Origin of the sequence: Candidatus Gorgyraea atricola (genome assembly GCA_030765235.1) — a bacterium.
GTDB classification, from domain to species: domain Bacteria; phylum Omnitrophota; class Gorgyraeia; order Gorgyraeales; family Gorgyraeaceae; genus Gorgyraea; species Gorgyraea atricola.
Window position 1 is genome coordinate 116,137 of the sequence record JAVCCW010000029.1, and the last position, 12,916, is coordinate 129,052.

The window sequence follows — 12,916 nt, forward strand, 5'->3', positions numbered from 1 at the left end:
CAACATGCGACAAATTTATTTAGATCATAACGCCACTACACCGCTTCGCAAGGAAGTTTTAGATGCCATGATGCCGTATCTTACTAGCGATTATGGCAATGCCTCGAGCGTGCACTCTAAAGGTCAGTCTGCGCTTAAGGCAGTGGAATCCTCAAGAGAGATAATAGGTAATGCCATAGCTACAGAGCCAGTGGATATCGTCTTTACATCAGGCGGCACAGAATCTGATAATTTTGCGATAAAGGGCGTTGCGATCGCAAATCTTGATAAAGGCAGGCATCTCATAACTACACAGATAGAGCATCACGCGGTCCTGGAGTCATGCAAATTTTTAGAAGAGCAGCTTGGGTTTGAAGTGACGTACCTGCCTGTTGACAAATATGGCGTGGTGGATTTAAACAGATTAAAGGAAGCGATAAGAAAAGATACAGTTCTTGTTTCAGTTATGTTTGCCAATAACGAGATAGGTACTATCCAGCCAATAAAGGAGATCGCAAAGATCACGAAAAAAAATGGCGTGTATTTTCACACAGACGCGGTTCAGGCCCTGGGCAAGGAATCTATAGATGTGGAAGATCTAGGCGTGGACCTCTGTTCATTTTCTGCCCATAAATTAAGTGGGCCAAAGGGTATAGGAGCGTCATACATCCGGAAGGGTGTTAAGATCGTACCTTTTCAGGCTGGCGGGTATCACGAGAGAAAGAGAAGGGCTGGGACATTGAATGTGCCTGGTATTGTTGGTTTCGCAAAGGCCATGGAGATAGCAAAGCGCGATATGAAGAAAAACAATAAACACATGAAAAGGTTGAATAAAAAATTACTGACTGGCCTCCAGAAAGAGCTCGATGAGATCTACCTGAATGGCCATCCGGATAACAGGCTCTCAAATACCCTTAATGTAAGTTTCAGGTATATTGAAGGAGAGTCATTGATATTGAATTTTGACATGAAGGGTATATTTGCCTCGACAGGTTCTGCCTGCACGTCTGGTTCGCTGGAAACTTCTCATGTCCTTACCAGTATAGGAGTCCCGCCAGATCGCTCGCAAGGTTCTATAAGGTTCTCATTCGGTTACGAAAATAAAGACGAGGACGTAGATTATTGCCTGATAGAGATCCCGCCTGTAGTAAAAAGACTCAGAGAAATGTCCCCTCTATGTTAATAGACACACACTGCCATCTGGATTTTAAGAATTTTGACGAAGATAGGAGTGAAGTCATTGCTCGTTCAAAAGAACAGGGCATAGAATTTATCATCAATGTTGGTTCCAGTATGGAAGGTACTAAAAGGTCTCTGGAGCTCGCAGAGAAGCATGAATTTATATACGCCGCAGCAGGTATCCATCCGCACGACGCTGATCATGCAGGAGATGAGGATCTGGAATCATTCAGAAGATTTTTTGAGAGCAAAAAAGTCGTCGCGGTCGGGGAGATAGGCCTTGATTATTATAAAAATATCTCATCAAAAGAGAACCAGAAGAAATTATTTATAAAATTATTGCGCGAGGCAAAAGAAAGAGAATTACCTATTATTATCCATAATCGCGACGCCCATAAAGATACATTAGCTATTTTAAGAAAAGAGATAGGGAAGTCTATAAAGGGTGTTATGCATTGTTTTTCAGGAGACGAGGCCCTGCTTAGGGAGTGTCTGGACCTTGGCATGCATGTATCTTTTACCTGTAATCTTACATTTAAGAATGCTGGTAGGCTGCGCGATATAGCAAGGCTCGTGCCCATGGAGAGACTTCTGCTTGAGACAGACGCGCCTTTTTTAGCGCCGCAGGAGTTTAGGGGAAAGCGCAATGAACCCATGTATGTGAAGTATTTGGCTGAGGAGATCGCGAATATAAAAGGTCTAGACTTTAAAGAAGTCGCGAAGATTACAACGGAGAATGCAAAGAGGTTGTTTGGATTATGCTAGAGTTCATCAGGCGTGAAAAGATATATTTCCTAATACTCTTTTTTATATTAGCTGTAAATTTGATGCAGGTAAAGACCGTAAAAAAAGAGACGCCTAGTGAAAAGTCTTTGTCTTCGATGAACTTTGAGGAACTGGGTGTTACAGAAGAAAAGGTTAAGGACTTTTTCGAGTCTGATAAGTTCAGCGCAAAATTCTTTAAGTATCTTGTATACTTTGGATTTTTTATATTTGCCCTGTCTTTGGTGCTGAATCTTGTTTTTATTTTTAGGGGAAAGCCCCGTCTCTGTAGGCCGGGTTTAAACCCGGCCTACAGAGACGGGGTGGAGATAGGGAGAAAGGGTGCGGGAGCACCATGGGAGATACTGGACATATTCAGGGCAGTCCTTATTATAATATTTGCAGGTTATGTGCTGGCGATCATCGAGGCGTATGTCGTGAAGTCCTTTCATCTTGAATTGACTATGAATCTACGCATGATAATCAATACCTTTTTTATAGATATTGTTGCAGCGATGGTGATCTTGTATTTTGTCATGGTCAAATACAAAAAGAACATACAGGAGTTGGGACTAAAGACCTCTTCTTTTTTAAGAAATATTTTATCTGGCATAACTGCCTATATTTTTATGTTGCCGGTTTTGCTGGTAATATTGATCTTCTCTATATGGATCTTGAATGCGTTGGGATATACGCCGCCGCCTCAGCCTGTATTTGAGGTGTTCATGGAAGAGAAGAAGAGCCTGGTGCTTTTATTTCTGACAGTCTTTGTATCAGTGCTTGGGCCTATAGTAGAAGAGGTCTTTTTTAGAGGGTTTATGTACAGTGCTGTAAGAAAGCATACAGGTGTATTGGCCGCGGCATTTTTAAGTGGCGCTATTTTTAGTATGCTGCATACAAACATCGTTGGATTTTTACCCATAATGGCGCTGGGCGTGCTTTTGGCATATCTCTACGAGACTACAGGTTCGCTTGTGGCGTCGATAAGTGTTCATATATTGCATAATTCCATTATCGTGGCTTTTGTATTTTTTCTAAAAGAATTAATAGGTTAGGCCCAAATTAATGAAGGCAAAGGTTTCTCTTGTAAAGTGTAAGACATATAGCGCTGAAGAGGTCGGCCCTGCAATTAAAAAGGCCTTTGGCCTTCTAGGCGGCCTGGAGCTTTTTGTAAAAAAAGGCGAAAAGGTACTTCTTAAGCCTAATATGCTTTCAAGAAAAACGCCAGAGCAGGGCGCTAACACGCACGTTGAGATCGTCAGGGCATGCGCGAGGCTGGTAAGGGATTGTGGCGCAGTGCCAATAGTAGGTGATAATCCAGGCGGCTCTTTGACCCCTAAAGAGGCATATGATGCTTCAGGATTCTTAAATATGGCAAAGGAAGAAGGTATTGAGCTTGGCCAGGGTAAGGATGTCAAGATGGTTCGCGGCATTCCGATATCTTCTTATTTTTTCGAGTGCGATAAGATAATTAATCTGCCTAAGATGAAGACGCATAGTCTGACGACCTTGACAGGTGCTATAAAAAATATGTATGGCGCTGTCTCTGGTCTTATAAAGACCGAGTACCACAAAAGATTTCCTAATCCCAGAGAGTTTGTTGGTACCTTGGTGGATGTCTACGAGATAGTTAAGCCGCATCTTGTTTTAATGGATGGGATTGTTTCAATGGATGGAGATGGGCCTAGCGCAGGCAGGCTGAGAGATACCGGGATTTTGATGGCAGGTAGTGATGGCGTGGCTATAGATAGTGTGTTTTCGCATTTGATCGGGGTCAGGCCTTCGGATATCCTGACGACCAAAGAAGCTAATAAAAGAGGTCTCGGAGAGATATCTTTAGAAAATATTGAGGTTGTAGGCGAAAGCGTTTCAGAGAATTTCATAGAAGGGTTTAAGTTGCCACATTCTAAGAAGCTATTCATGCTGCCGGATCGCACCCTTAAGATGCTGGCAAGTTTTATCAGATTTGGACCGTATATAAATAAAGATATTTGTAAAAAATGCGATATCTGTACTAAGAGTTGTCCTGTATCTGCAATTAAAGGATTCACTATAGATCATCATAGGTGTATCAGGTGCATGTGCTGTCATGAGGTGTGCCCGCATAATGCAATAGAATTAAGACGGAATTTCCTGGCCCGCGTCTTTGGCCTATAAACGGAGGAAGAAGTTATGCTGCTTGAACCTATCAAGTGGGAGAAGAATAAGATAGTTTTTATTGATCAGACAGAGTTGCCAGCGCGGCTAAAGTATGTGAGATGCGCTGATGTAGATACGCTGTGCGAGGCTGTAAAGAAGCTAAGGGTTCGCGGCGCGCCTTTAATAGGTGTATCTGTTGCATTAGGTTATGCCCTCGCAGCCATAAATTCAAAGGCAAAGACATTAGCTGGACTTAAGAAGGATCTGAAGAGCGCTTATCTGAAACTTAAAAAGACTCGGCCAACTGCAGTGAATCTTTTCTGGGCGCTAAAAAGAATGGAGAATTGCTTTTTGAATATTTCATCTTCTTCTAATCTTCACCAGATTAAAAAAGCAATTTTAAAAGAAGCGCTTTCTATAATGAACGAAGATAAACAAATGTGCCGCGCAATAGGAAAGAACGGCGCCAGATTGATAAAGAACAGAGACATTGTACTCACGCATTGCAATGCAGGCATGCTCGCAACAGCAGGCTATGGCACAGCGCTTTCTCCTCTTTATGAGGCAAAGAAACAGGGTAAGCGTTTTAAGGTGTACGTGGATGAGACACGGCCGCTCATGCAGGGGTCGCGGCTTACCATGTGGGAGCTTATGAAAAACAAGATCGATGCCATACTTATATGCGATGACATGGCAGCGTCTACCATTAAGAATAAGGGCGTCACAAAGATCATCGTCGGTGCTGACAGGATCGCGCGAAATGGAGATGCTGCGAATAAGATCGGCACATATGGACTCGCAGTGCTTGCCAAACATCACAAGATCCCTTTTTACGTGGCAGCACCAAGTTCTACCATAGATAGAAATGCAGCCACAGGCGCTGACATCCCTATAGAAGAAAGAAAACCTGAAGAACTTATCTATGTGGGATCAAAACAGACAGCGCCAAATAAATCCAAGGTCTTTAATCCAGCATTTGATGTAACGCCAAGTGAACTCATAACAGCAATAATAACTGAATCAGGTGTATATGCGAATAAGAGATTTGGGAGAATTTAAACTTATAAAAAGGATCACTAAGTCTACGAACTTAGATGATACAGCTGTTTTAAAATACAAAAAGGGTAAGTTTCTTTTGTTTACAACTGATATGCTGCTTGAGGGAAGGCATTTCCGTAAGACTGCCTCGCCATACCTGATCGGTAAGAAAAGTCTGTCAGTAAACATAAGCGATATCGCGGCAATGGGAGGGATTCCCAAGTGCGCAGTGATATCCCTGGGTATACCAGGTTCTTTAAAAGTAAAATATGTGGACGCTATATATAAAGGTATAAGGGATGTTGCGAGGAAGTTCAAAGTAGATCTAGTTGGTGGAGACACAATCGCCTCCAAAAAGATCATCATAAATATTGCGCTCCTCGGTGAGGTCGAAAAAAAGAACCTGGTTTTACGCAGCGGCGCCAAGAAAGGCGATGCGATATTGGTCACAGGCTCTATCGGAGGGTCGCTAAAAGGTAAGCATTTAAGATTTACTCCTCGTCTAAAAGAGGCGAGGTTTCTTACTAAAAATTTCAATATTCATTCAATGATAGATGTATCTGACGGTCTGTTAGCTGATCTTGGCCATATATTGGAAAGAAGCAATGTCGGCGCAGTGATCAATGATAAGGATATACCGCTTACAGGATCCATAGAAGACGGGGAAGATTTTGAGCTGGTATTTACAGTTTCTAAAAAAGACACAAAGAGATTAATAAAATCATGGCCTTTTAAGGCAAGGCTTTCAAGGATTGGCGCAATTACTGGCAAAAAGCACAAGCCACCAACAAAAGGCTACAACCATTTTAAATAAGCATGCTGACACATAGTCCAGAAGAGACAATTAAGTTGGGTGAGGATTTGGCAAAGAGGTTGTCTAAGGGGAGCGTGGTGGCGCTTTTTGGTGATCTTGGCAGCGGTAAGACTACGTTTACAAAGGGCATTGGAAAAGGCCTTGGTGTAAAAAATGCCATGCATATAAATAGCCCCACATTTGTTCTTATAAAGGAATATAAAGGTAAGTTCCCCCTGTATCACCTGGATCTCTACAGGCTCGAAAATTTACAGAATATAGAAGACATAGCGGTCGAGGAGTATATATATGGTGATGGCGTAACTATTATAGAATGGGCAGGAAAGATGAAAAGACTTCTTCCAAAAAAACACATTGCTGTAAAATTTACCATTAAAGGCGAGAGCGAAAGAGAGATAAAGATTGAAGATCTTGGCGATTGATACAAGTTCGAAATTTTTAAGCATTGCGCTGGGAAATGGCAAGGATATAATAAAGGAAGAGAATTATCTTCTTGATAGGAGGCATTCGAGTTTATTAGTGCCTAAGATCAAGGAGATGTTAGAGGGCTCAGGTCTTTCAATAAAAAAGATAGACGCGTTTGTCGTAGGATTAGGCCCTGGCTCATTTACAGGTTTACGCATAGGTGTAAGCGCAGTAAAGGGACTTGGCCTTGCCTTGAAAAAACCCTGTATCGGCGTCGCGAGCATTGACGCGATTGCAATGAATGCAGATTCTGGCATGATCGTTCCTATCATAGACGCGAAGAGGGAGAATGTCTATAGCGCTATCTATGAGAAAAAGAATGGCCGTGTTGTCAGGAAAACAGATTATTTATTGATAAAGATGAACGAGCTTTTAAAAAAAGTAAAGAAGGATGCTATTTTTTTAGGTGATGGCATTAGTATTTATAAAGATAAGATAGGACGAGGAATCTTTTTGGAAGAAAAATATTGGTATCCAAAGGCAGGCAATCTAATAAAACTGGCACTACCAAAAATAAAACGAACCAAGAAGTGCAATTTAGCTAAACTCGAACCCATTTATCTATACCCTAAAGACTGCCAGGTGAAAAAATGAAATTTTACAGGCCGACATATGCAGAGATAGATCTGGGCGCGATGCGCCATAATCTGCGTGCGATAAAGAAGATCGTGGGTAAGGACATGGAGATACTTGGCATTGTAAAGGCAGATGCATATGGCCATGGCATGCTCGAGGTCTCAAGGACGCTCATTAAGCAAGGAGTGAAATACTTAGGTGTTGCCTCTCTGGATGAAGCTGCGTTGCTGCGCGCAGCAGGCATAAAGGCAAAGATCATCGTGCTCGGTTCAATCTTGCCACAAGAGGCTGAAGGTGTATTGAAATTTAATGTAATACAGACGGTTTCAGATCTAGATATTGCAAAGACGCTCTCAAGACTTGCCCAGAGAAGAAAGAAAAAGATAAGGATCCACATAAAGATTGACACAGGCATGGGTAGGCTTGGTTTTTGGCATGAAGAGGCAATAGGTTTTGTTAAAAAGATAGCATTACTAAAAAACATTATTATAGACGGTATCTTTACGCATTTTCCCAGCGCGGAGAGTGACGCGCCTTTTACACAGAAACAGATAAAGGATTTTAATTTTCTTATGCGGTCTCTTTGGCGATGCGGTATTGAAATACCTATAAAGCATACCTCGAACAGCATGGCGCTTGTAGATTTTAAAGAGTCTCGCATGAATATGGTGAGGCCTGGTCTTATTATGTATGGCCTGCATCCTAGAGCCGATTTATTTAAGAGACTGGGCCTGAAGCCGGTCTTAAAGTTCAAGACAAAGATCGTGCATCTTAAATCAGTAGCGCGAGGAAGAAGTGTAAGTTATGGAAGGGCGTATATTGCAGGCGAAGACACAAAGATCGCTACGATCCCAGTGGGATACGGAGATGGTTATTCGCGACATTTATCAAACAGGGCAGATGTTTTAATAAAAGGTAAACGCGCGCCAGTAGTGGGCAGGGTTTGCATGGATATGACCATGGTCTATGTAGGGCACATAAGAGGTGCGAAGGTCGGAGACGAGGTGGTGTTGATCGGTGCTCAGGGTAAAGATATTATAAGGGCTGAGGAACTCGCGAATCTCATATATACTATTCCGTACGAAATTGTGTGCAACATTGGCCGCCGAGTGCCAAGGGTATATAAAACATGAAAAATCCCAAATCCCAAAACATGTTTGGGATTTTGAAATTGGGATTTATTTGGTAGTATTGGTATTATTGGAATTTGGGATTTATCGCGCAATATTAAGGAGGAAAGCCATTATGTCAGAAACTATTTTTTTAACAAGAGAAGGTCACGCGAAGTTAGTAAAGCAGCTCAAGGTCCTTAAAGGCGCCAAGCGCAGGGAGATAGCAAATGCGCTTGCAAAGGCACGGGCCATGGGAGACCTGAGCGAGAACGCAGAATATGACGCAGCCAAGCAGGATCAGGCAATAAACGAAAAAAGGATATCTGAGCTCGAGCAAAAGCTCATAAATGCCAGGCTCATTGAAGAGGAGAACATCCCAAAAGATAAGGCCTATATAGGCGCTACTATTAAATTAGTAGATATTGAATCAAAAGAGGAAATTTCCTACACGCTTGTGTCAGAGGACGAAGCAGACTTTGCCCAGGGCAAGATCTCTACTTCCTCGCCTGTAGGCAAGGCACTGTTAGGCAAAAAAAAGGACGAGATCGTGCACATAAGAATCCCAGCCGGCACGCTAAAGTACAAGGTCACATCTATCACTAGATAACCTGGGCAACTTCGTAAGTTACCCATTGGGTAACTTACGAAGTTGCCCAGGGTGTTTCTTTTCTATTGTAAGCACCTAATTTATGTAGTATAATATAGACAAACTAAGATTGAGTCAAAAAGGCTCTAATTTTTTGCCTTCGTTATGATAAAGTTTAAAAAACTACCCTTTTTAAAAATTATTTCTCTATGTGTGAGCATTTGTTTTTTTGTACACACTATAGTATATGCTGCACCTAATTTAAGACCTAATTCTATCTTAGATAGAGTGGATAAAATAGATGATGAAAAAAGACTCAACATAACATTGTCTATTATTAGTTCAAACAGTAAGATCGAAAAAGAGATTAGGTTAATTCTTGAATCTTTAAGGCCAGTAGATTTTCAAATAAAAAACGAGCTTACTCTAGAAGAATTCGAGCAGCATATAAAAAGTGAACTAAAAAAACGCAATATAAAGTATAAAGATTCAAAAACTCAACCATGGAATACGTTTTTTTATCTTTCCAGAGATATAATAGTAAGTATTGTATCTTTAAATCTTAAACGACTAGCTATAAATTTACCAGAATTGATTTTTATGACCTTTATACCCAGTGCTTATGGACATCAAAAATTTACTTTTAGTCGCGATTCAAAATTGTCAAGTGTTCAGATAGTGACTACGGGACGATTTAATTTTACGACTCCTATATTGCATTATTCTGTTATTTTAGGAGCACTTGCGCCAAAGTTTTTAAATATGAATTTTGATAGGCCCTTTCTTCTATTTTTAGTATTATCAGCACTATTTTCTATGGTTATGTTTTCTTTTATGGGGGCATATTTTGAAAGGCAAAATTATAAATTTAGGAAGGGTATTAAGATGCATGAATTAATACATGGACAGACGTATTTGTCAGAAGATGTTCTAAAAGAAAAAGGAAAAATAAAAAAATACATCGGCATAGGTTTGTCAGATTATTTTGAAAAGAATAAAGAATCTCTAAAGAAAACCATTAGCAGAAATGACTTTTTTAAATTAGAAGAGGAAATTTTAGCTGCGATTAAACATGAGTTAAAAAAGAATGAATCAGATATTGATTTACAAAAGCGTACAAATCCTAGAAAAAGAAAAATTTTTAGAAGAGCCGTTTTTAATATAAAGAATATTTTAGGAACTACTGCTAAAATTACTCAAAATATATAGACCTTTTATAATAGCCTCTCTAAAAAATCCAAAATTTTTTGAAAGAAAACCATCCTCCAGGCTGTTTGGGAGCGTCCGCCGCGTCCGAAGGTAGCCTTTTATGGGATAAGTGGGGCGTGGGGTGTTCTGTGAGTGGGAGGATCCACGCCGGGCGGAGGGGCCCACGAACAGAATACCCCGCGCCCCACAATATGCGATAAAGAGATTGCTTCGCTTCGCCCCGCCCTTTCTTCAGAAAGGGCGGGGCTTCGCTCGCAATGACAGTATGGTTGTAAAAAATATATTGTATTTTTCCATACTGGGTGGCATAATATATAGCTAATGATAATAGGTCCGGAAGGGCCATAACAAAAGGAGAGATAATGCGTATGCGTAAGATTGGTATCTTCGTATCTCTGGTTTTAGTGTTGGCACTTGGTTTTGCTATATCTAGTAGTGCTGCTTCGAAATATGCAGCAAAGGTAAATGGCGTAAAGGTCAAGTCTATGACGCTTGAGGCCGCGGTCGATAATTTTATTGCAAATCAAAAGATGATGGGCATGCAGACCAATGAAGGGGATAGGGATAAGCTGCGCGCACAGATACTAGAGGAATTGATCTCTGCGGAGCTCTTGTATCAGGAGAGCAAAAAGGCTGGCCTGGATAATTTAAATGATAAGGTAAAGGAACAGTTTGAAAATATTAAAAAGGGATTTGCCTCAAAGGATGAATTTAAGAAGGTTTTAAAAGAAAGAGGCGTGAGCGAAAAAGAGCTTAAGAACGACATAAAAAAGGGTCTTTACATAAAGGCATTTCTGGATAGGGACATCTATGCTGGTGTTACTGTAAGTGAGCAGGAGAAACAAGCAGAGTATGAGAAAAATAAAGATAAGCTTAGCGTCCCTGAGCAGGTAAAGGCAAGCCACATATTGATTATGGCTAAGCCGGATGCAAGTGATGAGGATAAAAATGCGGCAAAGGCAAAGATAGAGGATCTAAGAAGAAAGGCTTTATCAGGCGAGGATTTTGCAGAACTGGCAAAGGCGAATTCGCAGGATGGATCAGCTTCGAATGGTGGAGACCTGGGTTATTTTGGAAGAGGCGCAATGGTAAAACCGTTTGAGGATGCCGCGTTTAGTCTGGAAGCAGGACAGATAAGCCAGATAGTTGAGACACAGTTTGGCTATCACATTCTAAAGGTTACGGACAAGCAGGAGCCCAGGACCTTGAGATATGAAGAGGTCGCGCCTGATATCGAGAGATTTTTATTAAATCAGCGCAGAGGAGAAGTACTGCAAAAATTTGTCACTGGATTAAGGAGTAAGGCGAAGATAGAGGTTTATTAGTATAAAGGTATAAAAGTTTAAAGGTTAGGAGTTGGGTTATGAAAAGCGACACGATAAAAAAAGGAATCTCAAGAGTTGGGAATAGAGCTTTATTGTATGCAACGGGCTGTTCTAAAAAAGATATGCAAAAGCCTTTTATAGGCATTGCGTCGAGCTTTACTGATCTTGTGCCTGGACACATACACATGAGAGGCCTTGAGCGCGCGATTGAAAATGGCGTTTATGCAGGTGGAGGGAAACCGTTCGTCTTTGGCGTGCCTGCTATCTGCGACGGCATTGCAATGGGCCACTTTGGCATGCGGTATTCGCTGGCATCAAGGGAGCTCATAGCAGATTCTATTGAGACAATGGCAGGGGCGTACGCTCTTGACGGACTAGTGCTTCTTACGAATTGCGATAAGATCACGCCTGGTATGCTCATGGCATGCGCGAGGGTTAATGTGCCTACCATTATCGTGACAGCAGGCCCTATGCTTACCGGGCATTACCAGGGCAAGAGATTAGATCTTGTGCACGACGCATTTGAGGCAGTTGGCAGATACAAAAAGGGTGAGATCTCAAAGCATGACTTGAATGAACTGGAGACCAATGCGTGTCCTGGCCCAGGTTCATGCCAGGGACTTTTTACTGCCAATACAATGAGCTGTCTCACAGAGACAATGGGAATGTCGCTGCCTGGCTGCGCAACCTCTTTAGCTGTTTCAAGCAAAAAGGCAAGGATTGCATTCGAGAGCGGCGAACGCATAATTGAGTTAGTCAAAAAGAATGTGAAGCCGCGCCAGATTATTAATAGGAAATCCATCTTTAACGCGGTTATGGTGGATATGGCGTTGGGCGGATCTACAAATACGGTTTTGCATCTTGCGGCGATTGCAAAAGAGGCAGGAATCGATCTGCCGCTGGCTACTTTTGATAAGATAAGCTGCAAGACTTCAAAGATATGTGATCTCAGGCCAAGCGGGGAATATTTCTTAGAGGATCTTGAGATCGCAGGCGGCATTCCAGCTGTTTTAAATAGACTTCAGCTAAAGTTGAGCGACAATCCAACTGTTTGCGGAGCCTCGATTAAGAAAATTGCAAAAGCCGGCAAGATTTATGACGAGGATGTCATAAGGCCGCTGGATGATCCTTATAAAAAGGAAGGCGGCATTGCGATATTAAAGGGAAACATCGCGCCAGATGGTAGTGTTGTAAAACAGGGCGCTGTGGATGAAGAGGCAATGCTGTTTAAAGGCAAGGCAAAGGTCTTTGATTCTGAAGAAGCTGCAATGAGCGCTATCCTGAACAGCAAAGTGAAAAAGGGCGATGTTATTGTCATACGATACGAGGGTCCGAGCGGTGGCCCTGGCATGAGAGAGATGCTTTCTCCTACATCAACTATTGTGGGCATGGGTCTGTCCAATGACGTTGCGCTTATTACAGATGGCAGGTTTTCAGGCGGTACTCGCGGGCCGTGCATAGGACATATTGCGCCTGAGGCTTATAAAGGCGGGCCGATTGCTATATTAAGGAATGGCGACAGGATCAGGATTGACATAAAAAAGAGACGCTTGGACGTAGATCTGTCCAAGGCTGAGATAAAGCGACGCTTAAAGAGATGGCGCCAGCCCAGGCCAAAGGTCCAACATGGCTGGCTTTCCAGATACGCGAAGTTGGTAAGTTCCGCCTCCAAAGGCGCAATCCTAACCTAAAGTAGACAAAACAGACAGTGTCTGTTTTGTCTACTTTAGCT

General features: G+C 41.9%; 13 protein-coding genes. All 13 read left to right on the forward strand.

The features are described from left to right. The first annotated feature begins 4 nt into the window (after positions 1 to 4). Positions 5 to 1,162, forward strand: coding sequence for a cysteine desulfurase NifS (gene nifS, locus P9L93_06120; protein ID MDP8230662.1), 1,158 nt, complete (start codon positions 5 to 7; stop codon positions 1,160 to 1,162). Then, entirely contained in the window at positions 1,156 to 1,923 is a 768-nt protein-coding gene (locus P9L93_06125; GenBank protein MDP8230663.1) for a TatD family hydrolase, read from the forward strand. The genes nifS and P9L93_06125 overlap by 7 nt, the downstream gene beginning before the upstream one ends. Next, positions 1,917 to 2,975 carry a type II CAAX endopeptidase family protein gene (locus P9L93_06130; GenBank protein MDP8230664.1) on the forward strand — a complete coding sequence of 353 codons (1,059 nt, stop codon included), beginning with the start codon at positions 1,917 to 1,919 and terminating at the stop codon, positions 2,973 to 2,975. Before P9L93_06125 ends, P9L93_06130 begins: the two co-directional genes overlap by 7 nt. Before the next feature lie 10 nt (positions 2,976 to 2,985). Continuing rightward, complete coding sequence (locus P9L93_06135; protein MDP8230665.1) at positions 2,986 to 4,077, forward strand: DUF362 domain-containing protein; 1,092 nt, start codon at positions 2,986 to 2,988, stop codon at positions 4,075 to 4,077. A gap of 15 nt (positions 4,078 to 4,092) precedes the next feature. Then, positions 4,093 to 5,118: an S-methyl-5-thioribose-1-phosphate isomerase gene (gene mtnA, locus P9L93_06140; GenBank protein MDP8230666.1), complete on the forward strand. Its 1,026-nt coding sequence runs from the start codon at positions 4,093 to 4,095 to the stop codon at positions 5,116 to 5,118. Next, a complete protein-coding gene (locus P9L93_06145; protein MDP8230667.1) occupies positions 5,090 to 5,911 on the forward strand; it encodes a thiamine-phosphate kinase in 822 nt (273 codons plus the stop codon). The genes mtnA and P9L93_06145 overlap by 29 nt, the downstream gene beginning before the upstream one ends. Before the next feature lie 2 nt (positions 5,912 to 5,913). After that, a complete protein-coding gene (tsaE, locus tag P9L93_06150; protein MDP8230668.1) occupies positions 5,914 to 6,333 on the forward strand; it encodes a tRNA (adenosine(37)-N6)-threonylcarbamoyltransferase complex ATPase subunit type 1 TsaE in 420 nt (139 codons plus the stop codon). Further along, the gene (gene tsaB / locus P9L93_06155) at positions 6,314 to 6,970 is read left to right on the forward strand and encodes a tRNA (adenosine(37)-N6)-threonylcarbamoyltransferase complex dimerization subunit type 1 TsaB (protein ID MDP8230669.1); all 657 of its coding nucleotides are present in this window, start codon (positions 6,314 to 6,316) and stop codon (positions 6,968 to 6,970) included. The genes tsaE and tsaB overlap by 20 nt, the downstream gene beginning before the upstream one ends. Further along, positions 6,967 to 8,085, forward strand: a complete 1,119-nt coding sequence (gene alr / locus P9L93_06160) for an alanine racemase (GenBank protein ID MDP8230670.1) — start codon at positions 6,967 to 6,969, stop codon at positions 8,083 to 8,085. Before tsaB ends, alr begins: the two co-directional genes overlap by 4 nt. A gap of 112 nt (positions 8,086 to 8,197) precedes the next feature. Continuing rightward, the gene (gene greA / locus P9L93_06165; GenBank protein MDP8230671.1) at positions 8,198 to 8,671 is read left to right on the forward strand and encodes a transcription elongation factor GreA; all 474 of its coding nucleotides are present in this window, start codon (positions 8,198 to 8,200) and stop codon (positions 8,669 to 8,671) included. A gap of 144 nt (positions 8,672 to 8,815) precedes the next feature. Continuing rightward, on the forward strand, positions 8,816 to 9,859 hold the full coding sequence (locus P9L93_06170) for a hypothetical protein (protein ID MDP8230672.1): 1,044 nt from the start codon (positions 8,816 to 8,818) through the stop codon (positions 9,857 to 9,859). Positions 9,860 to 10,227: 368 nt separating this feature from the next. Further along, the gene (locus P9L93_06175) at positions 10,228 to 11,184 is read left to right on the forward strand and encodes a peptidylprolyl isomerase (GenBank protein ID MDP8230673.1); all 957 of its coding nucleotides are present in this window, start codon (positions 10,228 to 10,230) and stop codon (positions 11,182 to 11,184) included. Between the two features lie 38 nt (positions 11,185 to 11,222). Further along, positions 11,223 to 12,875, forward strand: a complete 1,653-nt coding sequence (gene ilvD / locus P9L93_06180) for a dihydroxy-acid dehydratase (protein MDP8230674.1) — start codon at positions 11,223 to 11,225, stop codon at positions 12,873 to 12,875. The last annotated feature ends 41 nt before the right edge of the window (positions 12,876 to 12,916 follow it).